The organism is Deinococcus apachensis DSM 19763 (genome assembly GCF_000381345.1).
Classification (GTDB): Bacteria; Deinococcota; Deinococci; order Deinococcales; family Deinococcaceae; genus Deinococcus; species Deinococcus apachensis.
On record NZ_KB906405.1, the window covers coordinates 13,349 to 35,255 of the forward strand.

Here is a 21,907-nt window from a genome sequence, read left to right on the forward strand (position 1 = left end):
GGCACCCTACGATTTCTTCAGCCGCCTGTCCCCCGGGTTGACCCCGTACACCGCGCCCCAGGGCTTGTACACGCTCCTCAGGATGTCCTGGCCGCTCTCGCCGCCGGGATACGTGACGACCCGCCTCATGACGACCGTCATGCCCTGGGCGGGCACGTCGAGCAGGCGGCTCTGGCCGAGAACGACCCCGGGGTCCGGCGTGTAACTGGGCGCCGCGGACGGCTGGAAGTTGGTGACGACGGGCAGGCTGAGCTGGACCCTGCGTCCGGTGTTCGCGCCGAACACGTCGAAGCGCAGGGTCTGGGCCGCCCGGTTCCAACTTGCCTGGACGAACAGGTATTTGCCCGTGTCGTTCTTCATCCGCAAGTTCTTGCTCGGCGCGTACACGGTCGCCTCGAAACCTACCGGGTCGTAGTAGCCGACGCGGTGGCTGTGCTCGTGGCGCTCGGTCACGGGGAGGCCCGCCCGGTAGAGGGCGCGGAAGATGGTCGTGCTGACCTGGCAGATGCCGCCGCCGTCCTCCTTCGCCAGGGTGCCGTTCGAGATCACGAAGCCCTTGACGAAGCCGGTCGAGGCGTTGATCTGCCCGACCTCGGCGTTGAAGTCGAACTCGTGCCCGGGCGCGATGAAGAAGTTGTCGAGCTTGCTCGCGCCCACCAGGACGTTCTTCTCGCGGAAGGCGGGGCTGCCCGCGTAGCTGCTCTCACCGGTCGAGACATGCCACAGCACGCCCCGCCGGGCGAGTTCCCTCACGCTGCGCCGGGGCACCAGGGGCTGGTAGGCGACCTCCGCGGAGGGCCTGCCCGCCCGGATCGCCCACAGGAGCCGCGCCTTGGTCCGCTCGCGGTCGGCCAGCCAGCCCGTCTGGTCCGTGGCGATCCAGCGTCCCCGGACGTTGCGGAACACGGCGGGCTGAGGCTTGCGCGCGCCAATTTGCTCGAAGATGTGGTCGAGCGTGCCGCTCAGGTTGGTGCTGACCTTGCCGTACTTGCGGCTGCGCGCCACACCTTCCGCTGGCAGGACCCAGCTCTTGACGAGAGCGTGCGGGGTCACCTTGCCCTTTTCGATCCTGTACTCAGTGGCGTGCAGGGTCAGCCGGAACGGCTCGGCCTTGGCAGCTCCCACCGCCGTGACGAGCGAGAGGGTCAGGACGGACAGGAGGCGGCGCATGCTCCCAGCTTAGGGAGCGCGCTCTGACGCGGCTCTGACGCCTTGGATCAGGGAATCAGCGCCTCCAGCCGTACCAGCCGGTCCCGCAACGTCCCCACGTCCGGCGCGACCAGGTTCACGTGCCCCAGCTTGCGTCCGGGACGGGGCGCCTTGTGGTAGAGGTGCCGCCGGGCGCCGGGCAGCGCGTCGACGGCCGTCCAGTCGGGTCCCCGCCCATCCACCGTGCCGACGACATTCACCATCGCCGTGGGATGCAGCGGCGCCCAGTCGGACAGCGGCCACCCCAGCACTGCCCGCACCTGCGCCTCGAACTGGCTGACCCCACCACCGTCCTGGGTGAGGTGCCCGCTGTTGTGAACGCGCGGAGCGACCTCGTTCACGAGGAGTTCTCCCCCAGGAAGTTGGAAGAACTCCAGCGTGAGGAGGCCCTCCAGTCCCCAGGCCCCGGCAACGGCGTGGGCGACCTCACGGGCGCGGTCCCCGGTGCCCTCCGGCGCCCCGGACGGGGAGACGCAGGTGCGGAGGATGCCCGCCCGGTGCGTGTTCTCCACCAGCGGCCCGAACGCCACCTCCCCCGCCACGTTGCGGGCCACCGCGAGGCTCACCTCGCGCTCGAAGGGGACCAGCCCCTCTAGCACACACGGGACGCGGCCCAGCGCCTCCCAGGCCTGCCGCAGTTCCGCCGCGCCCGACACCCGCGCCTGCCCCTTGCCGTCGTACCCCAGTTCCGACGTCTTGAGGATGCCCCGCCCGCCGACCTGCTCCAGCGCCCCCTCCAGGTCTGTCCCTTGCTCGACGGGCACGAAGGGGGCCGTCCGCGCCCCCGCCGCCCGCAGGGCTTCCTTCTCGCGGACCCGGTGCTTGCTGCGCGCGAGGAGCGTCCCTCCAGGCCGCACGGGCACCCGGCCCTCCAGCGCGGCGAGCGCCTCCACCGGCACGTTCTCGAACTCCAGCGTGACCGCGTCACAGGCGGCGAGGCGGCTCAGGCCAGCGGGGTCGGTGTAGGGCGCCCGGATGTGTTCGGCACACAGCCGCGCGGGAGCTTGCGGATCAGGTTCTAGCACCACAACCTGCACCCCCAGGGGCAGGGCCGCGAGCGCGAGCATCTGGGCGAGCTGGCCGCCACCCAGGATGCCGAGGGTGGGAGATGCGGACGTCATTCCACCCCCGCCTGCGGGTGACCGTCAAAGTAAGGATCATTGAGCACGGCCTGCGTCTGGTCTCGGCGAAAGGCGTCCAGACGTTCCCGCACAGTCGGGTCCGTCGTGGCGAGCAGGGCGGCGGCGAAGAGGGCGGCGTTCCTCGCCCCCGCCGTCCCAATGGCGAAGGTCGCCACGGGCACCCCGGCAGGCATCTGCACGATGCTCAGCAGGCTGTCCTGGCCGCTCAGGGCGCGCGACTGGACGGGCACGCCGAGCACGGGCAGGCGGGTAAAGGCCGCGAGCATCCCCGGCAGGTGCGCCGCGCCGCCCGCCCCCGCAATGAGGCAGCTCAGGTTCAGCCGCTCGGCCCGCGCCGAGTAAGTGGCGAGCAGGTGCGGCGTGCGGTGGGCCGAGAGCACCCGCACCTCGTACGCGATGCCCAGATCGCGCAGCACGTCCAGCGCGCCCGCCATCGTCTCGAAGTCGCTGCGGCTGCCCATCACCACGCCCACACGGGGCGTTCCTCGTCCGTCCGTCACGGCCCGCATCCTACCGGAGAAGTCGCGCGGGGGCCCGATGGACATTTGGTGATGGCCGTGCCCGCGCGGACATGTCAGGCTGGGCGGGGAAGCGATAAGACTCGGAAAGGACCCCGCATGACCGCTCCCGACCCGGTTGGGAGGTTCCCGTGACCGGACGACCCCACCTGCTGCTTGTCGGCGGGGGCCACGCGAATGTCGCGCTGCTTAAAGCCGCCCCCCGCTGGGTGCGGCGGGGCGTGCGCGTCACCCTGCTCACCCCCGACCGCTTCCTGTGGTCCTCGGGCATGACCCCCGAGTTCGTCGGCGGGCGGTACCGTGAGGAGGAGACGCGCATCGACCTGCTCCGCCTGTGCCTGGAGGGTGGGGTGACCTTCGTTCAGGACCGGGCGGCGCGGGTGGATGTGGCGGCGCGCGAGGTCGTCACGGCGGGGGACGAGCGCCTGCCCTACGACCTGGCCGTGTTCGATGTGGGAGGTCAGCCGGTCGACGAGGAGGACGCCGGGGACGCCGTGCGGGTCAGGCCCCTCCCCGAACTGCGCCGCGTGACCGAGTGGCTGGACACGGCCCCGGGTGGGCGGCTCACGGTGGTTGGGGGAGGCGCGGCGGGGGTGGAACTGCTGCTGAACATCACCGCCCGGGTCGCGGGACGGTCCGGGTTCACCTTCACGCTGCTCGAACCCGGGCCGCGTCTCCTGACGGCTTTCGCGCCCGGCCTGGGACGGTACGCCGGGGCACGGCTGCGGGCACGGGGTGTGGACGTGCGGCTGCACACCCGTGTCACCCGCGCCCTTCCCGGACGGGTGGAGTTGGAGGGCGGGGCGAGCCTCCCGGGCGACCTGACCCTCTGGGCGACCGGCACCCGCGGCCAGCCGCTTTTCCGCGCCTCCGGGCTGCCCGTGGAGGACGGGGACTTCCTGCGGGTCACGCGGACCCTCCAGGTGCCGGGGCACCCGCGCCTGTTGGGGGCCGGGGACGCCGTGCAGGTCGAGGGGCTGAGCCTGGACCGCAGCGGCGTGAACGCGGTGAAGCAGGGGCTGCACCTGCGGGGCGGTGTGGACCGCCTGCTGCGCGGCCTGGAGCGGGGGCAGCCCCCGGAGACTATGCGGCTGCGGCGCTTTCGCCCCTACCCCGCCTCGCCCTACCTGCTCTCGACGGGGGAGCCGGAGGGCTGGCTGGCGCTCGGCCCGTTTCTGTGGGCGCGGGGCCGGGTGTGGCTGGCGCTCAAGCACCGGGTGGACCGCCGCTGGGTGGGCCGGTTTCACGAGGGTCCGCCTGCCCTGTCACCCCTCACCTGAAGGGCACGCAGTGTGGGGGGACGTGATTCCTCCCCTTCCTGCCAACCCCTACCCTCCTGCGGCGAGAGATGACGTGGGCACAGGTTCTGGCGATCTGCCTCGGCGCCATACCCCCGGGCACGGGGCCTCGGGGCAGTGTCCACCTCGCCATCCGCCCCGCCCTTCCCGAGTCGTCCGTCCGCGTAGAAGAGCAGCGCGGCGAGATCCGGGGCGCGGCCATGTGGGCTTGTTCGGGTCCCAGGGGGGGCGCAGAAACCTTGTCATGCCGAGCGAATGTGAAGCCTCTCCAGGCGAGACCCTTGGTTCAGGGGACAAACCTTTTGAGCTGTGCCCTAATTCCGCCTCCCCAGCAGGTTTGCCAGGGCCCGCCGCATCTCGGGAAAGGCGAGCGGGAGGGAGGCCAGCGAGGCTATGGTCGCCACCTGGCAGTACGCGCAGAGGGCCTTGTTCTCCCGCCACTCCTCGCGGCCGAGTTCCACAGCGGTGGCGGCGTCCCCCAGAATCTTCAGCCCCATCATGACGGGGAGCAGCGGCAGATTCGAGGCCCGGTCCTTGCCCCCGGCGGCAGCCAGCCAGGCGGTCGCGCCGTAGCTCACGACCATCATCACGGCGTCTGGGGTGTTCAGGCGCTTGTAGCCGTAGTCGGAGGCGTCCACCCGGCTGGAATCGAAAATTCGCAGCGGGGGATCGGGCAGGCGGCGGATGATGCCGGTCTGGTACAGCGTCACGATCTGCCCCATCGCCGCGCCCAGCAGCGACAGGCCGATGATCCAGCGGCGGCGGTGAAGGTCGGGGGTGCGTGCTTCGCGCAGTTCACGGCTGAGCTGAGTCGGGTCCACAGAATTCCTCCCCGGGCGCGGGGGGCGCCCATGCCCTCCCACTCTTCCCGGCAAGCCCCCGTTCCCGGATGAAAGGCCTGTGGTGATCCCTTGGGCATAGGGTCTCTGTAGGAAGGCTTGCAGTGCGCGGCCCGCACGCTACCCTCACCCCATGATGGGTGCCCCGGATTACGACTGGCTCTACTCCCGCACCCGTTCGGGCCGGGAACGGGGGCCGGGGGCCGCGCGGGCACTCCTTGACCGTCTGGGTTCGCCGGACGCCGCGTTCACCTGCATCCGGGTGGTCGGCACGAACGGCAAGGGCAGCACCTGCGCGATGCTGGAGGCCGGGCTCCTCGCGGCGGGCGTCCGGGTCGGCTGCTTCACGAGCCCGCACCTCCAGCACTACGAGGAACGGGTGCGGGTGAACGGCCGCGACCTTGACCCAGCCCGCACCGCCGCCTTCATCGACTGGGCGAAAGGCCACGCCCCGGGAGCCGCCTTCTTCGACCTCACCCTCGCCCTCGCCTGCCTGACCTTCGCCGCAGATGGGGTGGAGGTCGTCGTGATGGAGGCCGGTGTGGGTGGCGCGACGGACGCGACCCAGGCCCTCACCCACGTCTCGGCCGTCTCCCTGACGAACGTGGCCCTCGACCACGTGACCGTGCTGGGGGAAACCGTGCCCGCCATCACCCGGGACAAGGCCCGCGCCGCGCGGCCCGGCGTTCCCTTCCTGACGACCGCCACCGGCAAGGCCCTGGAGGTGGTGCGCGAGGTCACGGCGGAGGTGGGCGCCCCGCTCCTCACGCCGGACACCCATCCGGCCCTGTTTGCCCTCCCCCATCCTCCGGCCCTCACGGGGGCACACCAAGAGGCGAACGCCGCCCTGGCCGCCGCGACCCTCCGCACCCTGGGCTATGGCGATGGGGTGGATGCGGCCCTGAAGGCCACTCACCCCGCCCGTCTCGAACGCTTCGAGGTGGGGGGCCGGACGGTCCTGATCGACGGCGCCCACAACCCCCACGCGACCCGGGCTCTCTCCGCCAGCGTTCCCCACGCCGACGTGCTGCTGTTCGGCAATCTCGCCCGCAAGGACACGGAGGCGACCCTCACCCCCCTGCTGGAGATCTCGCCCGTGCGGGTCTTCACCGCCCCCGGCGACCATGCCACCCCGCCCGAGCCCCTCGCGCAACGGTACAGCGGTTTTGCCCACCCTGACCCCCGGGAAGCCTTCGCGCAGGCCCTCGCCCTGACCCCACCGGGCGGCACCCTGCTTGTCACCGGCAGCCTCTACCTGGCTGGGACGGTTCGGGGCCTTCTGAACCCCGCTTGACAGAACCGGTGGCCGTTCCTATACTGCTCTCCGCTCTGGGTCGTTAGCTCAATTGGCAGAGCAGCTGACTCTTAATCAGCGGGTTGTAGGTTCGATTCCTACACGACCCACCAGAGAAAACCCCGCCGAGTGCGGGGTTTTACATTTGCTACTGCCAGTCGCAAAATTCGGCGTGCTGTGGGTAGGTGAACAAATAAGACTGTGGATAATGATACAGAACTTCCATTCAAAGAGGCCTTTTTGCTAGACAGCAAAAGCAAGCAGGGCCACCTTCACGGATGGCCCTGCTTTGCTCTAATATGCCGCTCAGATGACCCCGAAATCTGCGGTTCCTCCCCTCATCACCGGCACGCTCACCTCGCGGGGCTTCGGCACGGTCGGGCGCTCGGTCTTGATGGGTTGGGGCGCCGGGGCAGGGGTGACTTTCATGACCACATGCATGTCAGGCCGCCTTTCGCGAGCAAGGGGTCATGACGCCATAATCGCGAGGACCGCCCATCCGCATCACCCCGTAGTCGCGGGGACCACCCAATTTCATCACTCCGTAATCGCGGGGGCCGCCCATCCGCATTACGCCGTAGTCGCGGGGACCACCCAGGTTGTAGGGAATCTGTGATAGTTCTGTAAGAGTGGTGGGGATAGCCTGAAGTTTCATGGCTTAAGGTTACTGGGGTGGGCATGAGGAGACAGATGGACGCGCTGGATGCAATAAAATCAGCGTTTGAATCGGGCAATTACCGATCTGTCATCACAAATGCGCCTTTAATCGAACAGGCCACGCCCGAGCTATGGCGAATGGTCGGTTTATCCCATCTTAGGCTGCGCGAGTTTGAGTTAGCTGAAACGCCCTTAACCAGAGCTAGTGTTCTGGGGGATCTGGAGGCGATGGTCGAGCTGGGCAATCTTCTACGCCTAATGGGCCGTTTTGAAGAGGCTATCGAGCAATTTTCCCAGATTGAACCCCTACTTTCAGGCGAACTAGCTCTGCGTAACCATAGGTGGTGGGGCACAGCAGAGTTTCAAATGGGGAATGTCGATCCTGGTCTAGCCCGTTGTGAGAAGGCTTGGCACGGATACATGGGGATGGGCGACGAGGAATTAACCGGACGAGTCACTCAGACTTTAGGTCAGATGTATTCTGTTATTGGGAATGATCGTCGGGCGCTTCAGTTGTATAGGGAGGCTCTCAAGCTGCTTAGTGTCGAGCCAATTCCATACCCACGCATATCGGCACTGCATAGCGCCGCCAGCCTGTATTTAGATTTTAGAGATTTTAATGGGGCGGAGACCTATCTCAAGGAAGCCCGCTCAATTCTAATGAGGCCCGAGTTTTCCTCGGATCAGTGGTTGATTTTAATTCTTGCTGTAGAAGCAGAACTTCACCGTCTGCGGGGAGATCGAGGTAAGTTACACACGACTCTACTAGAACTGATGTCCCTTGTAGAACGAAGTGACGACCATGAACTTCGCATCTGGACTGCCTCCCGTCTCGCGGAATTCTACAGTGAGCAGGGGCAGCACGCGAAGGCGCTGGAAGCCCTCCATAGCGCCGTCGCACCGGGCCAGGAATTGCCGCCTCCCCTGCTGGTCACGCGTGGTGTGGTGCTGCGGCGGCGGGGGCAGATCGAGCTAGCCCTGGCTGATTTCAAGGCGGCACTGCCCGAAGTGCGAGCCTCTCAGGACTCGCATCTCCTCACTCGCACCCTCCTCCACTACGCAGATGCGTTGCGGCGGGCGAGCAAAACCCGGGCGTCGGTGGAGGCACTGCGGGAGGCGCTGGAACGGTTATTGCAGGAACGGGACAAGGCGCGGTATCGCCCGGACATTGAGGAACTGGCTGAACTGACGCACAGCGCGATGCTGGAGCCGGAGGTCGCCCCCTTCATGGAGGCGGTGCTGGAGAAACTGGCGGCCATGACGGGCGGGGCGCTGCTGGACGAGGAGCGGCTGACCCACGTGCAGGTGCAGACCCTGGGCCGGGTGCAGGTGACGCGTGACGGGCGGCCGGTGCCGCTGACGCTGCACGGGAGCGCGCTCCTGCTGGTCTACCTCAGCCGGAATCCCGGGCGGACCCGGCAGGAAATCCAGCTCGACCTGTATCCGGACAAGGAACCGGTGGCGGGGTCCAACTACATCCGCAGCGCGATCCGCGAACTGCGTGAGGGGCTGGGGCGGGACGTGGTGGTGCATTCGGGGCCGCACAACCAGCCGCGCTACGTACTGGGGCCGGGGGTCAGCCTGACGCTGGACGTGGAGGAACTGGGCTACGCGCTGGAGCGCGGGGACGTGGCGCGGGTGCTCGCGCTGTACCGCGGCCCCTTCCTGTCGCCGGTGACGGACAGCGAGTGGGCGGACAGACTGCGCGAGGAGTTGCAGGCCGCCGTCACGACCACGCTGCGCGAACAACTGCGCTCGGCGCGGGCGACGGGGGACCTGAGGCGGGCACTGCTCCTCGCCAACCAGTACCTGCGGGTGGACCCCTACGACCCCGAGGTGCTGGCCGAGCGGGTGGAGATCGCCCGGGCCGTGGCTCCCGCCCAGGAGGTCGCCCGGTACGTGGTGGAGTTGCAGCGTATGGAAGCCTGAACCTACCCCACGGGGTAGCCTGCGCACATGGCGGACGAGCGGACGAACGAGGCGCACCCCAACTGGGTCAGGCTGGTCCCGGACGAGGTCCAGCCCTGGGACACTCTGGCATCCCGGGTGCTGGTGGACGGCTTCCGGATGGTGCTGGAGGACCGGGCGCGGACGGCGGCGGGCGTGGAGGTCGTGTACCAGTACCGGCCGCGCGGTCCCCGTGCTGTCTTTGTGCTGCCAGTCACTGTGCGGGGAGAGGCCGTCCTCATCCGGCAGTACCGTTACCCGCTGCGGGCGACCATCTGGGAGGTCGTGGCGGGCGGCGTGGAGCGGGGGGAGGACCTGCTCGCGGCGGCCGCGCGTGAACTCGCCGAGGAGGTGGGCGGTACAGCGGCCGAGTGGGTGCCCCTCCCCGGCTTCTACCCCCAGCCCAGCATCAGTGGCGTGGTGTTCTACCCCCTGCTGGCGCTGGGCGTGACGCTGGGCGAGACCGCGCACGAGGAGACGGAGGTCATCGAGCGCGTCACCCTCCCCCTGACCGAGGCGTACCGGATGCTCGACGCGGGCGAGATTCAGGACGGCCCGAGCAGCCTGACGCTGTGGCACGCGCGGCAGCACCTGCTGGAGCGCGGCCTGCTGTGACCGGCACGGACCTGCCCGCCCCCTTCACCACCCTCGCCGCGCCACACCGTTTTGACGCCGTAGTCGAGAACAGCGAGTTCCTGGCCTTCGCCGGGCGGGCCGACACACCGGAGGAGGCGCTTGCCCAGCTGGCGGCCCTTCGGGAACGTTACCCCGACGCCACCCACCACTGCTGGGCCTACCGCATCGGCCCCCTGTACCGGTTCAGCGACGATGGGGAACCAGGCGGGACGGCGGGTTCCCCCATCCTGCGAGCCATCGAGGGGCAGGGGGTGGATCACGTCATGGTCGTCGTGGTGCGCTACTACGGCGGTGTGAAGCTGGGCACCGGGGGGCTGGTTCGGGCGTACGGCGGCACGGCGGCGGAATGCCTGCGGACGGCCCTGCGTGAGGCCGTTCGCCCCCGCCACACCCTCACCGTCCATGTGCCCTTCGAGCACCTGAGTGCGCTGTATCACCTGCTGGGCACCTTTGACACTGTGCGGGGTGAGGAGGCGTACACGGTGTCGGGCGTCGCGCTCGACGTTGGGGTCTACCCTGAGAACGCGGACGCCTTTGCGGCAGCGCTGCGGGACGCGACGCGGGGGGCGGCAGGGGTGGAAGGGCCGGACACCTGAACGAGGCCGGGGCCTCTATCCTCCCCCCATGACTTCCTCCCCCCTCCCCCACCGCATCGGCTACGGAGAAGATGCCCACCGCCTCGCCGAGGGGCGGTCTCTCGTGCTGGGGGGTGTGGCCATTCCCCACGCCGGGCGCGGCGCGGTCGCCCACAGCGATGGCGACGCCGTGCTGCACGCCGTGGCGGACGCGCTGCTCTCGGGCCTGGCGCTGGGGGATATCGGGCAGTATTACCCGGACACGGCACCGGAGAACGCGGGGCTGGACTCGCGGGTCATTCTCATGCGCTGCCTGGAATTGGTACGGAAGCGGGGCTACGCGCCTGTCAACCTCGCACTCGTCGTCACGCTCGACCGCCCGAAGCTGGGACCGCTGCGCGCGGACATCGCCCGCAGCCTGGCCGAACTCCTGGGCCTGCGCGAGACCGAGGTGGGCGTGAGCTTCAAGACCTCCGAGGGGCTGGCGCCCGACCACGTGCAGGTGCGGGTGACGGTGCTGCTCGCGCGGATGGGGGCATGACTCCTTCTCCCCTGCTGCGCGTCGTGCTGTTCGAGCCGGAAAAGGCGGGCAACGTCGGCAACGTGGCGCGCACCTGCGCCGTGCTGGGGGCCGAGTTGCACCTGATCCGGCCCTTCGGCTTCCACCTGCACGACCGCGAGTTCCGCCGCGCTGTGATGGACTACCTGGAGGGAGTGACGCTTCACGAGCACGCCAACTGGACGGCGTTTCAGGCGGCGCTGGAGCCGGACGCGCGTGTATGGGCCTTTTCCACGCACGCGAGCACCCTCTACACCCGGGCGGGCTTCCAGCGGGGCGATTACCTCTGCTTCGGGCCGGAGTCGCGCGGATTGCCCACCTGGCTGCGCGAGGGCCTGTCTGCCCTGAAGCTCCCGCAGCCGGGCGGGGGCCGCAGCCTGAATCTGTCGGTGGCGGTGGGAGCGGCGGCCTTCGAGGCGGGGCGGCAGATCGAGGGGTGGTGAGGGGCGGTCAGCCGTCCCGCGTACCGCGCCGCTGAGTCAGGCAGACCAAGCCACTCACCCAGCGACGACGCAGGGGTAGGCGCCGCTCTCGTCCGGGCGGCAACTGTGTGCATCCGCAACGGCCGAGGCCAGCAGCACGCCGAGGGGCGGCCCGAACGTGAACAGCACCCACAGCACGGCGGCGGGGAGGACCCAGCGGCAGCTTAAAGCCCACCGTACAGGAGGTCCCACCGCCGTCGATGTTCAGCGGTTTAAGGTCCCTCCGCCACTTCTACTATTTCGACTCCTCTCGAATTGATCTAACTTTGATTCGAGAGGAGTCGAAATGTTACAGTCACACAGAGAAGCGGCTCAGAAGCGGATGAATGCCGAGTACCACCGCATCCTTGAAGAACTCCTGACGAACGCCGAGCGGGACCTGCGGCTGACCCACTCGGCGGGGGCGGTCACCGCGGAGGCGCAGGCCCATCTTGACACGCTCAGGGCGGCGCTGGGAATTTATGCGTCCAGCCACCTGATCGCGTGCGGCGAGCGGCCCTGGCCCCGGGAGGCGCGGGCGTGAGTGCCGATCTGAACGCCCGCGCCTCCGTCTTCCGCGCCCTGTCGCACCCCGTGCGATTGACACTGTTGCGCCTGACGTGGACGGAGCCCCTGTCCGGCGAGACCCTGGCGCGGCTGATGAACCTCGCGCCCGCCACGGTCAGTCACCACCTCGCGCAACTGGCGGAGGCGGGGCTGACGACCGTGCGACCGGACGGGCACCACCGCCTGCACGGGGCCAACCACGCGGCCCTGGGCGTGACGCTCGCCACCCTGATTCGGGGGGAGGCGGCTCCGCCCGTCGCCGAGGACCCGTACCGCGCCCGGGTCCTGCGCACCTTCCTGAAGGACGGGCGGCTGACCCGCATTCCCGCTCAACGCAAGAAACGCGACGTGATCCTGTTTGAGCTCGCCACCCTCTTCGAGCCGGGCCGCACCTACACCGAGCGCGAGGTGAGCGACGCCCTGGCCGAGTTGCACCCCGATTTCTTCACCCTGCGGCGTGAACTCGTGGGGCTGGGCCTGCTCGCCCGCGAGAACGGGATGTACTGGCGGGTGGCCGGGAGCGTCCCGGAGCGCGGGCCGGACGCTCCCTCTTCCCCGCCTGGGGCCGTAGAGTGACGCCCATGACCTCCAACCCGGCCCTTGAGGAGAAGCTCGCCCGCTACGCCGAACTGCTCGTCCGCACGGGCGTCAACCTGCCGAAGGGGGGCAGGGTCCTCGTGCGCGCGCCCGTGGACGCCGCGCCCCTGGTGCGGCTGGTGGTCCGCGCCGCGTACCGGGCGGGGGCCGACGACGTGCGCGTGACCTACGGCGACCCCTACCTGGCCCTCGCCCTGTTCGAGGAAGGCACGGACGCCGCCGTGGACTACCTGCCGGGCTGGCTCGCGGCCGAGCAGGAGGCGATGGTGGCGGATGGGTACGCCTTCATCTCCATTGTGGGCGAGGACCCCTCGCTGCTCGCCGGGGTGGACCAGGGCCGGGTCGCGCGGCGCTCCAAGGCCCTCGCCGCCGCCACCCGCGACGTGAGCCGCGCGATCAGCGGCATGGAGGTCAACTGGACCGTCGCCGCCATGAGCACCCCCGCCTGGGCGCGCCGTGTCTACCCCGAGCTGCCGGGGGAGGAGGCCGTCGCCCGGCTGTGGGACGACATCTTCGCGGTCACCCGCGCCGACGGGCCGGACCCGGTGGGCGCCTGGACGGTGCATCTGGACCGCCTGGAGCGCCTCTGCACCTTCCTCAACGAGCAGCAGTACGCGGCCATCCACTTCAGGAGCGGGCTGGGCACCGACCTCACCGTGGGTCTGGCCGAGAACCACATCTGGCAGGGTGGCGCGGAGACGGCGAAAAACGGCATCCGCGGGGTGCCCAACCTCCCTACCGACGAGGTGTTCACGGCGCCGCACCGGGGGCGGGTGGACGGGGTGGCGGTCGCCTCCAAGCCGCTGAGCGTGCGCGGCCAACTTGTCGAGGGCATCCGTATGCGCTTCGAGAACGGCCGGGCGGTGGAGGTCAGCGCCGAGAAGGGTGAGGACACACTGCGGCAACTCATCGAGACGGACGAGGGCGCGGCCCGCTTGGGTGAGGTTGCGCTCGTGCCCGCCTCGGCCCCTGTTGCACAGACGGGAACGCTCTTCCTGAACACCCTGTTTGACGAGAACGCCGCCTCGCACATCGCCCTGGGCCGCTGCTACTCCACAAATGTGCGGAGCGGCGAGAATCCAGAAGCGCTGCTCGCGGCGGGCGGCAACGACTCGCTGATCCACGTGGACTGGATGATCGGCACGCCCGACACCGATGTGGACGGCGTGCGGATGGACGGCTCGCGCGAGGCCCTGATGCGCGGGGGCGAATGGGTGGTGGGAGAGCGGTCAGCCGTCAGCGATCCGCCCTCGGCGGCGAAAGCCAACGCTTAAGCCTTCGCCCCTGACCGCTGAATGCTGACCGCCCATTACAATGCCCCCCATGACCTCTTCTGACTCCTACCAGCCCGCAGGCTTCCAGCCGACCCCCGAACTCTCTCCCGAGCGCCAGACGCGCTTCTCGCAGGCGCCCGACCTCGGCGAGGGCATCGAGCCCGGCAAGCAGTACCGCGCCGTGCTGGAGACGAGCAAGGGCCGCATCGTGATCGACCTCTTTGCGGACGAGGCGCCCGTCACGGTGAATTCCTTCGCCTACCTGATCCGCCACCACTACTACGACGGGATCAAGTTCCACCGGGTGATCGAGGGCTTCATGGCGCAGGGCGGCGACCCCACCGGCACGGGCGCGGGCGGCCCCGGCTACGACTTCGAGGACGAGTTTGTGGGCAACCCACACCGCCACGACGGCAAGGGCGTGCTGAGCATGGCGAACCGCGGCCCCGGCACGAACGGCTCACAGTTCTTCATCACCTTTGGGCCGACGCCCCACCTCGACGGTCGGCACACTGTGTTCGGGCGCGTGGTGGAGGGGCTCGACGTGCTCGACCGCCTCACCCGCATCCAGCCGGGGATGCCCGGCACGCCGGACGTGATCGAGCGGGCGTACCTGGTGGAGAAGAACGCGGAAGGCTGAAGGGCAAAGGCTGAAGGCAGGGGGCTGAAGTTCTAGCCCCCTGCCTTCAGCCTTTCTGTGGGAACCCCGTGAGAGGGTCGCGCTAGACTGAACCTCATGGACAACCGCACGAACCTCGACGACTACCTCGCGGGGCTGGGGATCAGTGACGCCGACGAGAGCGCGCCGCTTCCCCCCGCCCCGGAGGTCGCCGCCCCGGCCTCCCACGCGCTGGAGGCCGCGCACGAGGACCCCCGGGCGGTGCTGGAACGCTTCCTGAAGGGCCTGACGAGCCGCATCGACCCTGAACTCTCCGTCACCGTCCGCGAGGGCGAGGACGCCCTGGAGGCCGAGATCAGTGGGGAGAACGCCGCCCGGCTGGCGGGCCGCGATGGCCGCACGCTGGGCGCCATCGAGGTCATCGCGTACACGGTCCTTGCCAAGCAGGCGGGCCGCAGCGACCTGCGGGTGCGGGTGGACGTGGGCGGCTTTCGCAGGCGGCAGGCCGACACCCTCTCCAAGCTCGCCGAGCGGCTGGCCGTGCAGGTCGCCAAGAGCGGCGAGGCGCACGAACTCCAGCCCATGCCCGCCGCTGACCGCCGCGTGATCCACATCGCCCTTAAGGAACACCCCGACGTGATGACCGAATCCATCGGTGAGGGAAGCGCCCGGCGATTGATCATCAGGCCCCGGCACGGGTAGGGGGACGGGCAGGCGCGTCCCACTTTCCATGCCCCCCGAGCCTCAACTCCTCACCGTCCGCGCGTGGCTGCACGAGGCCGCGCGCCTGCTGCGTGACGCGGGAGTGCCCTCGCCCCAGGCGGACGCGCGGGTGCTCGTGACCCACGTCCTGAACCTGGGAGGGGCAGCCCTGCTCACCCGTGGAGGGGAGGTGGTGCCTGAGGCCGACGCGGCGCGGCTGAAGAATCTCATTACGCGCCGGGCGACCCGCGAACCCCTCCAGCATCTGCTGGGCGAGGTGGAGTGGGGCGGCGTGCGGCTGCGAACGGACGGGCGGGCGCTCGTGCCCCGGCCTGAAACGGAGTGGCTGCTGCACCTGGCCATCGAGACGTTGCGGGACAGGATTGCGCCGCACGTGCTGGACGTGGGAACCGGGACGGGGGCGCTCGCGCTGGGGCTGAAGGCTGCCCGCCCCGATGTCACAGTGACGGCCACCGACCTCAGTCCGGATGCCCTGGGCCTGGCGAGGGAGAACGCGACCCTGAACGGGCTGGATGTCGCGTTCATCGAAGGCAGTCTCCTCGCGGGTCTCCCCGGCCCCTTCGACCTGATCGTGAGCAACCCGCCCTACCTGCCGGGCACTGACCGGGCGGAGGCTGACCCCGAAGTGCGCTTCGACCCCGACCTCGCCCTGTACGCGGGGCCGGACGGGCTGGACGTGGCGCGACCCCTGGCAGCGGAGGCGGGCTGTGCCCTCGCCCCGGATGGCGTGCTGTTGCTGGAACTCGATCCGCGGAATGCGGCCCTCTTTGCCGAAGAGCTGCGTCACCACGGCTGGCACGCCGAAGTCCTCCCTGACCTGACCGGGCGGGAGCGGTTCGTGCGGGCGGGAAGGCCTACTCTCCTCTGAACGACCTCACTCTCCTGCCCCTGGTGGGGTGTTAAGGTGAACCACGGCAACCCCTCGCCCAAGTCGGGCCGGGTTGCACATCCCCCACCTTCCACCCGCGTCCCGCGAGACGCCCCGTGCCCGCACGGTAAGCCCGCCCGAGAGGCGGCGATGGAGCCCCCGCATGACCAGCCACGCGCAGTTCACGAGCGTCTTCCCACAGGTTTTCGGGAGGCGCTCGCCCTACTCGTTTTCCCAGTGCAGCTTTTCCCAGTCCAGCCCTGTGGGAGCCCCCGATGAAGCTTGAGCAACGGTACGAAGGCAAGGCGAAGAGGGTCTACGCCACCGAGAATCCCCACGAGTACATCGTGGAGTACAAGGACGACGCCACCGCCTTCAACGGGGTGAAAAAGGCCCAGATTCGGGGCAAGGGCGAGATCAACAACGCGATCACCGCGCATCTCTTCCCGCTGCTGGAAGCGGCCGGGATTCCCACCCACTTCGTCGAGCGGCTGAGCGACCGCGAGCAGCGTGTCCGGGCGGTCGAGATCATTCCCGTCGAGGTCATCGTGCGGAACGTGGCGGCGGGCAGCTTCAGCGAGCGGCTGGGCGTGGAGGAAGGGACGGAACTGCGCCGCCCCGTCGTTGAGTACTGCTACAAGAGCGACACGCTGGGGGATCCCCTTATCAACACGGACACCGCCGTCGCGCTGGACTGGGCGGGCGAGGAGGAGTTGAGCCGCATCCGCGAACTCGCGCTCCGGGTCCGTGACTTCCTGACCCCGTACTTCGCGGGGCGCGGCATCCGCCTGGTCGACTTCAAGCTGGAGTTCGGGCGCACCCACGACGGCCAGATCATCCTCGCCGACGAGATCAGCCCCGACACCTGCCGCTTCTGGGACGCGGCCACGAACGAGAAGCTTGACAAGGACCGCTTCCGCCGCGACCTGGGCGGGGTGGAGGACGCCTACGCCGAGATGCTACGGCGCGTCATCGCACCCGCCCAGGGTTGAGTTCCTCTCTTCTCCACGGAGTTTTTGCCATGCCCACCTTTACCGCCAAAGTCTTTGTCACCCTCAAGCCGTCCATCCTCGACCCGCAGGGCCGCACCGTGGAGCGGGCGCTGTCGCACCTGGACCACGCCAATGTGTCGGGGGTGCGCGTCGGCAAATACATCGAACTCACGCTCAGCGGTGAGCGCCCGGGGGTCGAAACCCAATTGCAAGGCATAGTGGAGAACGTGCTGAGCAACCCCGTGATGGAAAACGCGCGCTGGGAGCTGGAAGAGGTGCGCGAGGTGGCGGGCGCGTGAAGACGGCTGTGATCCAGTTCCCCGGCTCCAACTGCGACGCGGACGCCCTGCACGCCGCCCGGCTGACCCTGGACCCGGACGCGCAGTTCGTGTGGCACACCGAGGCGGGCTTGCCGGAAGGTACCGAACTCGTGTTCCTGCCAGGCGGGTTCTCCTACGGGGACCACCTGCGCTCCGGGGCGATTGCCGCCCGCAGCCCGATCATGGCCGCCGTGAAGGAACACGCCGAGCGTGGCGGCTTTGTCCTGGGTGTCTGCAACGGCTTTCAGGTGCTGACGGAGGCGGGCCTGCTCCCCGGCGCCCTCTCGCGCAACCGCGACGTGCACTTCCACTGCGCGCCCGTTCACCTGCGGGTGGAGAACGCGCACACGGCCTACACGGAGGCGTACGAATCCGGCCAGACCATCGAGATTCCCATCGCGCACGGCGAGGGCAACTACTACGCGGACCCGGAAACGATTGCCCGCCTGGAGGCCGAGGGCCGGGTGGTGTTCCGCTACCTGGACAACCCCAACGGCTCCCTGAACGACATCGCCGGGATCATCAACGAGGGCGGGAACGTGCTGGGCATGATGCCGCACCCCGAGCGCGCGGTGGAGTTGCTGCTGGGGAGCGAGGACGGGCGGGGAATCTTCGAGTCGCTGAAAGCGTGCGTGGTGAAGTGAACGAGTTGAGGGACTTCCTGAAAGAGCAGTACGCGGCGGAGCTGGGGGCCTTCCGCGCGGCGCTAAATACCGTTCCAGAGAAGAGCTTCGCCCTGTCGGGGACGGGTCACAGTCCGGCCTGGCACGCCCTGCACATCGCGGAGTGGCTGCGGCTGGCCGTGCTGAACGACCGTTCCCCCAGCTACGCCCACCTGGGCTGGGAGGACCAGGCATGGACGCGGGAACTAGGCGGCACCCCCGCTCGGGGCGAGAGCGCCGGAAAGGACGCGGTGCTCGCGTATTTGGATGACATTTCCGGGCAGGTGCTGACGTTCCTGCAAGGCATGAGCGAGGCGGACATACGGGGCACCAGCTTTTCCCCCAGCGCCCCGAATGGCGAGCGGCCCCGCCTCCAGGGGCTGGGGCTGCACCTGCGGCACATCGCGTACCACCGGGGCCAGGTGCGCCTCGGGATGAAGGAGCAGGCATGACGGCGGTGAACCCTTCCCTCCGCGACCGCGCCGGAACCTTCGGCCTGACCACCGACGAATATGACCTCCTCGTCCAGGGCATCGGGCGCGAGCCGAATGCGCTGGAGGCGGCCATTGTCGGCGCGATGTGGTCCGAGCACTGCGGGTACAAGAACTCGCGGCCCCTCTTCCGCGCCTTTCCCACGACCGGGCCGCAGGTGTTGCAAGGCCCCGGCGAGAACGCGGGCGTGGTGGACATCGGCGAGGGGTGGGGCGTGGCCTTCAAGATGGAGAGTCACAACCACCCCAGTGCCGTGGAACCTGTGCAGGGGGCGGCGACGGGCGTTGGCGGCATCCTGCGCGACATCTTCGCCATGGGCGCTCGGCCCTTCGCGGTGCTGGACTCGTTGCGCTTCGGCAACCCCGACTCGCCCCGCACCCGGTTCCTGCTGAACGGGGTCGTGGAGGGCATCAGCCACTACGGCAACGCCATCGGCGTGCCCACGGTGGGTGGCGAGGTGACCTTCCACCCCTCCTACCAGGAGAACCCGCTGGTTAACGTGATGGCCCTGGGCCTGCTGCGCCACGAGGACCTGGCGAAGGGCACGATGGGCGAGGTCGGCAACCAGATCGTATACGTCGGTTCCAAGACGGGGCGCGACGGGCTGGGCGGCGCGGTGTTCGCATCGGCGGACCTCAGCGACGCCTCGCAGGCCGACCGCCCCGCCGTGCAGGTGGGCGACCCCTTCATGGAGAAGCTGCTGCTGGAGGCCACGCTGGAGGCAATTCAGGCGGGCCTGGTGGCGGGCGTGCAGGACATGGGTGCCGCCGGTCTGGTCTCCTCCACGTGTGAGATGGCGTACCGGGCAAGTCTGGGCATCACCATGAACCTCGACCTCGTGCCGACGCGGGAGAGCGGCATGGTGCCGATGGAGCTGTGCCTCAGCGAGTCGCAGGAGCGCATGATTCTGGTGCCCGTGCCGGGGCGGGAGCAGGAACTGCTCGACCTCCTCGCCAAGTGGGAACTCGACGTGGTGACCATCGGCGAGGTAGAGGCGCACGGCCGTTACCGCCTGACCTGGCGCGGCGAGATCGTCTGTGATCTGCCCGTCGCCCTGTTGAACGAGGCGCCCAAGTACACTCGCCAGGGCGTGGAGTCGGAGGAGATCCAGGCCAGGCGCGAGCGGGACCTGAGCGGCGTGCCGGTCCCCGGCGACCTGGGCGCGGTGCTGGTGGACCTCCTCACTCACCCCACTATCGCCTCCAAGCGCCCGATCTTCGAGCGGTACGACCATCAGGTCATGACGAATACGGTGGTCGTGCCGGGGGCCGCCGACGCCGCCGTGCTGCGCGTGAAGGGCTCCGGTATGGGCGTGGCCGCCACCTCCGATTGCAACCCACGCTTCGTGTACCTCGACCCCTACACCGGGGCCGCCGCCGCCGTCGCCGAAGCGGCGCGCAACCTCGCCTGCGTGGGGGCGACGCCCTTGGCGATCACGGACAACCTCAACTTCGGGAACCCGCACAACCTCGACGTGTACTACCAGCTTCAGCAGTCCGTTCAGGGCATCTCGGACGCCTGCCGCGCACTGAATACGCCTGTGACGGGCGGCAATGTCAGCCTCTACAACCAGTACACGGAGGGGGACCACAAGGTCGCCATTCACCCCACCCCCACCATCGGCATGGTCGGCGTGCTGCCCGACGTGAACCAGCGGGCCACGCTGGGGCTGAAGGCCGGGCCGCACACCCTCTACCTGCTCGGCAGGCACGCGACGACCATCGGCGCCTCGCAGTACCTCGAAACGGTGCATGGGCTGGAGGCGGGCCGGGTGCCCGAGCTGGACCTGGAGTTAGAAGGAAAGGTCATTGAGGGGACGCTCGCCCTCATCCGCGCGGGTCTGACGACTACCGCTCACGACTGCTCGGAGGGCGGCCTCGCTGTCGCCCTGGCCGAGATGGCGATTGCGGGTGGGCAGGGCCTGAAGGTCACGCTGGCCGCGCCGGAAGGGGGGCGCCCGGACGCCCTGCTGTTCGGGGAGGCGCACAGCCGCGTGATCGTCGCCGTTCCCCTGGGCCACGAGCAGGCGGCTCAGGAACTGCTGGACGGCCTGCGGATTCCTTACACCGTGCTGGGGGACAGCACCCCGGGCAGTGAGAGGGTTGCCATTTCCGTGACCGGGGCGAACGTACAGTTGAGCGTGACTCTTGACGCGCTGAGAACCGCCTTTGAAACGCCGCTGCGGGAGATCCTGGGGTGATCTTCGACCCCGTGACCGACAAGCCGCAGGACGAGTGCGGTGTCTTCGGCCTGTACTCGCCGCAGCCGAACGACCTCGCCTGGCTGACCTACCTGGGCCTGTTCGCCCTGCAACACCGCGGGCAGGAGGCGGCGGGCATGTGCGTTTCCGACGGCGACAAGTTCCACGTGGACAAGGACCTGGGCCTGGTCACCCAGGTCTTCGACGAGCGGCGGCTGGACGGCCTGCGGCTGCCCAATGCCCGCGTCAGCATCGGCCACGTGCGCTACTCCACCACGGGCTCCAACCTGCGCTTCAACGCGCAGCCCCTCACCACCCGCACGAACAAGGGTCTGCTGGGCCTGGCGCACAACGGCAATTTCGTGAACGCCCGCGAGGTCCGGGGCGCCATGCTGATGGAGGGCGCCCTCTTCCAGACCACGAACGACTCCGAGGTGATGCTCAACCTCATCGCCCGCGAGTCGCACATGGACCTGATTGAGGCGACAGCGAGCGCGATGAAGAAGCTCAAGGGCGGGTACGCCTGCGTGCTCATGAGCCGCACGGCCCTGATCGGCTTCCGCGACCCACACGGTGTGCGACCCCTGGTGATCGGCCAACGGGAGGACGGGGCGTGGGTCCTCGCGTCCGAGCCCTGCGCCCTGTACGCGGTCGGTGCCCGGCTGATCCGCGACGTGCAGCCTGGCGAGCTCGTGTGGTTCGACCGGGACGGGCTGCACTCGCTGATGGTGGAACCGAAGCGGCCCACCCCCTGCTCGTTCGAATGGATCTACTTCGCGCGCAGTGACGGCGAACTCGATGGCGTGGACATTCACGAGAGCCGCCTCCGTATGGGCGCGCAGCTCGCCCGCGAGAGGCCGGTGGACGCGGATATCGTGGTGCCCGTGCCCGACTCCGGCATCGGCGCGGCCATCGGGTACGCCCGCGAGAGCGGCATCCCCTTCGACTACGGCCTGTACAAGAACCCCTACGCGGGCCGCACCTTCATCGCCCCCACCCAGGAGGCGCGCGAGCTGAAGGTCAAGATGAAGCTCTCGCCCACAAGCGCGGTGCGGGGCAAACGGGTCGTCCTGATCGACGATTCCATCGTGCGCGGCACCACCAGCCGCCAGATCGTGAATCTGCTGCGCGAGGCGGGGGCGCTGGAAGTCCACTTCCGGGTCTCCAGCCCGCCCATCACGCACCCGTGCTTCTACGGCATCGACACCGCCGCCCGCAAGGAGCTCGTCGCCAGCACCCACAGCATCGAAGAAATCCGGGAGCTGATCGGCGCCGACACCCTCGCCTTCATCAGCGAGCCTGGCTTACGGCAGGCCATCGGCGGCTCAGGCCTGTGTGGCGCATGCTTCACCGGGGATTACCCGGCGGGCACGCCCCTGCTGAACGACGTGGACAAGCTGGCGCTGGAGGTTTGAGGGGTCGGGGCACAATGAGCAGAGGGGCTTTACCCCAAAACCA

General features: G+C 68.9%; 25 protein-coding genes and 1 tRNA gene. 20 read left to right on the forward strand and 6 right to left on the reverse strand.

Translation table 11 applies throughout. The annotated features are described in order from the left end of the window. Positions 1-6: 6 nt before the first annotated feature. From F784_RS0112720 to purE, 3 genes are read right to left on the reverse strand one after another with little or no spacing between them, the layout of a single operon-like run. Positions 7-1,170: a VanW family protein gene (locus tag F784_RS0112720; protein WP_026332452.1), complete on the reverse strand. Its 1,164-nt coding sequence runs from the start codon at positions 1,168-1,170 to the stop codon at positions 7-9. A gap of 47 nt (positions 1,171-1,217) precedes the next feature. Continuing rightward, positions 1,218-2,330 carry a 5-(carboxyamino)imidazole ribonucleotide synthase gene (gene purK, locus F784_RS0112725; protein WP_019587109.1) on the reverse strand — a complete coding sequence of 371 codons (1,113 nt, stop codon included), beginning with the start codon at positions 2,328-2,330 and terminating at the stop codon, positions 1,218-1,220. After that, complete coding sequence (gene purE / locus F784_RS0112730; RefSeq protein WP_026332453.1) at positions 2,327-2,860, reverse strand: 5-(carboxyamino)imidazole ribonucleotide mutase; 534 nt, start codon at positions 2,858-2,860, stop codon at positions 2,327-2,329. The genes purK and purE overlap by 4 nt, the downstream gene beginning before the upstream one ends. Positions 2,861-3,000: 140 nt before the next feature. Here purE and F784_RS23105 point away from each other — a divergent pair, with 140 nt between their 5' ends. Further along, complete coding sequence (locus tag F784_RS23105; protein ID WP_019587111.1) at positions 3,001-4,149, forward strand: NAD(P)/FAD-dependent oxidoreductase; 1,149 nt, start codon at positions 3,001-3,003, stop codon at positions 4,147-4,149. A 332-nt stretch (positions 4,150-4,481) separates the two neighbouring features. On the opposite strand, the gene F784_RS0112740 is transcribed toward F784_RS23105, so the two are convergent. Then, positions 4,482-4,988, reverse strand: coding sequence for a vitamin K epoxide reductase family protein (locus tag F784_RS0112740; protein ID WP_019587112.1), 507 nt, complete (start codon positions 4,986-4,988; stop codon positions 4,482-4,484). A gap of 151 nt (positions 4,989-5,139) precedes the next feature. Here F784_RS0112740 and F784_RS0112745 point away from each other — a divergent pair, with 151 nt between their 5' ends. Beyond that, a complete protein-coding gene (locus F784_RS0112745; RefSeq protein WP_019587113.1) occupies positions 5,140-6,300 on the forward strand; it encodes a glutamate ligase domain-containing protein in 1,161 nt (386 codons plus the stop codon). Positions 6,301-6,337: 37 nt separating this feature from the next. After that, positions 6,338-6,413: transfer RNA gene (locus F784_RS0112750), tRNA-Lys, on the forward strand. 193 nt (positions 6,414-6,606) lie between these two features. On the opposite strand, the gene F784_RS27590 is transcribed toward F784_RS0112750, so the two are convergent. Beyond that, positions 6,607-6,729 carry a hypothetical protein gene (locus tag F784_RS27590; RefSeq protein WP_281166713.1) on the reverse strand — a complete coding sequence of 41 codons (123 nt, stop codon included), beginning with the start codon at positions 6,727-6,729 and terminating at the stop codon, positions 6,607-6,609. Positions 6,730-7,731: 1,002 nt separating this feature from the next. Between F784_RS27590 and F784_RS24625 the strand changes: the two genes are divergently transcribed. From F784_RS24625 to F784_RS0112780, 5 genes are read left to right on the forward strand one after another with little or no spacing between them, the layout of a single operon-like run. Continuing rightward, positions 7,732-8,886, forward strand: coding sequence for an AfsR/SARP family transcriptional regulator (locus F784_RS24625; protein ID WP_157465241.1), 1,155 nt, complete (start codon positions 7,732-7,734; stop codon positions 8,884-8,886). Between the two features lie 27 nt (positions 8,887-8,913). Further along, a complete protein-coding gene (locus F784_RS0112765; RefSeq protein WP_019587117.1) occupies positions 8,914-9,519 on the forward strand; it encodes an NUDIX domain-containing protein in 606 nt (201 codons plus the stop codon). Continuing rightward, positions 9,516-10,136, forward strand: coding sequence for an IMPACT family protein (locus F784_RS0112770; RefSeq protein ID WP_019587118.1), 621 nt, complete (start codon positions 9,516-9,518; stop codon positions 10,134-10,136). Before F784_RS0112765 ends, F784_RS0112770 begins: the two co-directional genes overlap by 4 nt. 28 nt (positions 10,137-10,164) lie before the next feature. Next, complete coding sequence (gene ispF, locus F784_RS0112775; RefSeq protein WP_019587119.1) at positions 10,165-10,656, forward strand: 2-C-methyl-D-erythritol 2,4-cyclodiphosphate synthase; 492 nt, start codon at positions 10,165-10,167, stop codon at positions 10,654-10,656. Next, positions 10,653-11,117 carry a tRNA (cytidine(34)-2'-O)-methyltransferase gene (locus F784_RS0112780; RefSeq protein ID WP_019587120.1) on the forward strand — a complete coding sequence of 155 codons (465 nt, stop codon included), beginning with the start codon at positions 10,653-10,655 and terminating at the stop codon, positions 11,115-11,117. The genes ispF and F784_RS0112780 overlap by 4 nt, the downstream gene beginning before the upstream one ends. Positions 11,118-11,171: 54 nt before the next feature. Here the strand turns inward: F784_RS0112780 and F784_RS26245 are convergent, their stop codons facing one another. Further along, positions 11,172-11,348, reverse strand: coding sequence for a hypothetical protein (locus tag F784_RS26245; RefSeq protein ID WP_157465242.1), 177 nt, complete (start codon positions 11,346-11,348; stop codon positions 11,172-11,174). A 94-nt stretch (positions 11,349-11,442) separates the two neighbouring features. On the opposite strand from F784_RS26245, the gene F784_RS0112785 reads away from it, so the two are divergent. The 12 genes from F784_RS0112785 to purF all read left to right on the forward strand — a co-directional run bounded on the left by F784_RS0112785 (position 11,443) and on the right by purF (position 21,864). Next, on the forward strand, positions 11,443-11,679 hold the full coding sequence (locus tag F784_RS0112785; RefSeq protein WP_157465243.1) for a hypothetical protein: 237 nt from the start codon (positions 11,443-11,445) through the stop codon (positions 11,677-11,679). Next, positions 11,676-12,278: a DUF2087 domain-containing protein gene (locus tag F784_RS23110; RefSeq protein WP_019587122.1), complete on the forward strand. Its 603-nt coding sequence runs from the start codon at positions 11,676-11,678 to the stop codon at positions 12,276-12,278. Before F784_RS0112785 ends, F784_RS23110 begins: the two co-directional genes overlap by 4 nt. Before the next feature lie 5 nt (positions 12,279-12,283). Continuing rightward, a complete protein-coding gene (locus F784_RS0112795) occupies positions 12,284-13,573 on the forward strand; it encodes an aminopeptidase (RefSeq protein WP_019587123.1) in 1,290 nt (429 codons plus the stop codon). Positions 13,574-13,622: 49 nt separating this feature from the next. Beyond that, on the forward strand, positions 13,623-14,213 hold the full coding sequence (locus tag F784_RS0112800; protein WP_019587124.1) for a peptidylprolyl isomerase: 591 nt from the start codon (positions 13,623-13,625) through the stop codon (positions 14,211-14,213). Between the two features lie 96 nt (positions 14,214-14,309). Further along, on the forward strand, positions 14,310-14,894 hold the full coding sequence (locus F784_RS0112805; protein ID WP_019587125.1) for a Jag family protein: 585 nt from the start codon (positions 14,310-14,312) through the stop codon (positions 14,892-14,894). Between the two features lie 28 nt (positions 14,895-14,922). Then, positions 14,923-15,783, forward strand: a complete 861-nt coding sequence (prmC, locus tag F784_RS0112810) for a peptide chain release factor N(5)-glutamine methyltransferase (protein WP_019587126.1) — start codon at positions 14,923-14,925, stop codon at positions 15,781-15,783. Positions 15,784-16,058: 275 nt separating this feature from the next. After that, a complete protein-coding gene (gene purC / locus F784_RS0112815) occupies positions 16,059-16,775 on the forward strand; it encodes a phosphoribosylaminoimidazolesuccinocarboxamide synthase (RefSeq protein WP_019587127.1) in 717 nt (238 codons plus the stop codon). A gap of 29 nt (positions 16,776-16,804) precedes the next feature. Further along, positions 16,805-17,074 (forward strand): phosphoribosylformylglycinamidine synthase subunit PurS, encoded by a 270-nt coding sequence (gene purS / locus F784_RS0112820; RefSeq protein ID WP_019587128.1) that lies wholly within the window; start codon positions 16,805-16,807, stop codon positions 17,072-17,074. Beyond that, complete coding sequence (gene purQ / locus F784_RS0112825; protein WP_019587129.1) at positions 17,071-17,739, forward strand: phosphoribosylformylglycinamidine synthase subunit PurQ; 669 nt, start codon at positions 17,071-17,073, stop codon at positions 17,737-17,739. Before purS ends, purQ begins: the two co-directional genes overlap by 4 nt. After that, the gene (locus F784_RS0112830) at positions 17,724-18,209 is read left to right on the forward strand and encodes a DinB family protein (RefSeq protein ID WP_157465245.1); all 486 of its coding nucleotides are present in this window, start codon (positions 17,724-17,726) and stop codon (positions 18,207-18,209) included. The genes purQ and F784_RS0112830 overlap by 16 nt, the downstream gene beginning before the upstream one ends. Next, positions 18,206-20,449: a phosphoribosylformylglycinamidine synthase subunit PurL gene (gene purL / locus F784_RS0112835; RefSeq protein ID WP_019587131.1), complete on the forward strand. Its 2,244-nt coding sequence runs from the start codon at positions 18,206-18,208 to the stop codon at positions 20,447-20,449. Before F784_RS0112830 ends, purL begins: the two co-directional genes overlap by 4 nt. Beyond that, entirely contained in the window at positions 20,446-21,864 is a 1,419-nt protein-coding gene (gene purF, locus F784_RS0112840) for an amidophosphoribosyltransferase (RefSeq protein ID WP_019587132.1), read from the forward strand. Before purL ends, purF begins: the two co-directional genes overlap by 4 nt. The last annotated feature ends 43 nt before the right edge of the window (positions 21,865-21,907 follow it).

Coding starts and splice junctions, on each gene's coding strand:
- F784_RS0112720 (WP_026332452.1), bottom strand. CDS start 1,170: ATGCGCCGCCTCCTGTCCGTCCTGACCCTCTCGCTCGTCACGGCGGTG.
- purK (WP_019587109.1), bottom strand. CDS start 2,330: ATGACGTCCGCATCTCCCACCCTCGGCATCCTGGGTGGCGGCCAGCTC.
- purE (WP_026332453.1), bottom strand. CDS start 2,860: ATGCGGGCCGTGACGGACGGACGAGGAACGCCCCGTGTGGGCGTGGTG.
- F784_RS0112745 (WP_019587113.1), top strand. CDS start 5,140: ATGATGGGTGCCCCGGATTACGACTGGCTCTACTCCCGCACCCGTTCG.
- F784_RS27590 (WP_281166713.1), bottom strand. CDS start 6,729: ATGAAAGTCACCCCTGCCCCGGCGCCCCAACCCATCAAGACCGAGCGC.
- F784_RS24625 (WP_157465241.1), top strand. CDS start 7,732: ATGTCCCTTGTAGAACGAAGTGACGACCATGAACTTCGCATCTGGACT.
- F784_RS0112765 (WP_019587117.1), top strand. CDS start 8,914: ATGGCGGACGAGCGGACGAACGAGGCGCACCCCAACTGGGTCAGGCTG.
- ispF (WP_019587119.1), top strand. CDS start 10,165: ATGACTTCCTCCCCCCTCCCCCACCGCATCGGCTACGGAGAAGATGCC.
- F784_RS0112780 (WP_019587120.1), top strand. CDS start 10,653: ATGACTCCTTCTCCCCTGCTGCGCGTCGTGCTGTTCGAGCCGGAAAAG.
- F784_RS0112785 (WP_157465243.1), top strand. CDS start 11,443: ATGTTACAGTCACACAGAGAAGCGGCTCAGAAGCGGATGAATGCCGAG.
- F784_RS0112795 (WP_019587123.1), top strand. CDS start 12,284: ATGACCTCCAACCCGGCCCTTGAGGAGAAGCTCGCCCGCTACGCCGAA.
- F784_RS0112800 (WP_019587124.1), top strand. CDS start 13,623: ATGACCTCTTCTGACTCCTACCAGCCCGCAGGCTTCCAGCCGACCCCC.
- F784_RS0112805 (WP_019587125.1), top strand. CDS start 14,310: ATGGACAACCGCACGAACCTCGACGACTACCTCGCGGGGCTGGGGATC.
- prmC (WP_019587126.1), top strand. CDS start 14,923: ATGCCCCCCGAGCCTCAACTCCTCACCGTCCGCGCGTGGCTGCACGAG.
- purC (WP_019587127.1), top strand. CDS start 16,059: ATGAAGCTTGAGCAACGGTACGAAGGCAAGGCGAAGAGGGTCTACGCC.
- purS (WP_019587128.1), top strand. CDS start 16,805: ATGCCCACCTTTACCGCCAAAGTCTTTGTCACCCTCAAGCCGTCCATC.
- purL (WP_019587131.1), top strand. CDS start 18,206: ATGACGGCGGTGAACCCTTCCCTCCGCGACCGCGCCGGAACCTTCGGC.